At 58.7% G+C, this 942-nt stretch carries 2 protein-coding genes; both read left to right on the top strand.

The annotated features are described in order from the left end of the window. Window positions 1-359 (top strand): aldehyde dehydrogenase family protein (locus tag P0D70_RS36625; RefSeq protein WP_408188115.1); only part of this gene is annotated, 359 nt, incomplete at its 5' end. Window positions 360-410: 51 nt separating this feature from the next. Then, window positions 411-942 (top strand): oxidoreductase (locus P0D70_RS36620; protein WP_459252451.1); only part of this gene is annotated, 532 nt, incomplete at its 3' end.

Genomic DNA, 942 nt, shown 5'->3' with positions numbered 1-942 from the left:
ACTTCTACGAACCAACGGTGCTAGCTGACGTCACCCCGGGCATGGCGGCATTCGACGAGGAAACATTCGGGCCGGTGGCAGCGATCACGGTGGCAGACAACGCAGAACACGCGATTGAGCTTGCCAATACCAGCGATTACGGACTGGGCGGCAGTCTCTGGACCAACGACATCGCACAAGCACAACGCATCGCACGTCGCCTGGAGACTGGTGGCGTATTCATCAACGGCTATCCCGCCTCGAATGCTCGCATTCCGGTCGGTGGGGTAAAAAAGAGTGGCTACGGGCGCGAACTGTCGCATTTCGGCTTACGCGAGTTCACCAACGCCCAGGCGGTCTGGGCCAAGGTCGTGGCCTGATCCACAACCATCACATCGAAAAACAAACGACTAATTCTCGAAGGAATAGCCATGATGTCTAATCTCAAATCCAGTCCTGTTTTGCAAGCGGCTACAATCGGCGGCTTGCTCCTGAAGAACCGCGTTGTGATGGCACCGATGACGCGCAGTCGCTCGGACGATGCCGGCGTGCCGCCTGACTATGCCGCCGATTACTATTCGCAGCGCGCTGATGCAGGTCTAATCATCACAGAGGCGACCAATATCTCGGCACAAGCGCGTGGCTACCCACGCACGCCGGGGATCTGGACTAGCGAACACATTAAGGCGTGGAAACACGTGACCGAGGCGGTGCATCGCCGAGAGGGCAGGATCTTCCTGCAGCTCTGGCACACGGGACGGATGTCACACCCCGATATGCATGCCGGTGCGCTGCCTGTCGCACCATCGGCGATCAAACCGGCCGGACAGATCCGCGTCCACGATGGCATGAAAGATTTTGTCACGCCTCGTGCGCTCGCGACGGACGAAATCCCGTTGATTGTCGAGGAATATCGCCGTGCTGCGGAAAACGCCAAGCTTGCCGGCTTCGATGGTGTCGAAG

The sequence above is a fragment of the Paraburkholderia sp. RL17-381-BIF-C genome (genome assembly GCF_046026435.1).
In the GTDB taxonomy this organism is placed as follows: Bacteria; Pseudomonadota; Gammaproteobacteria; order Burkholderiales; family Burkholderiaceae; genus Paraburkholderia.
This window is presented reverse-complemented; position numbering and strand designations above follow the sequence as displayed.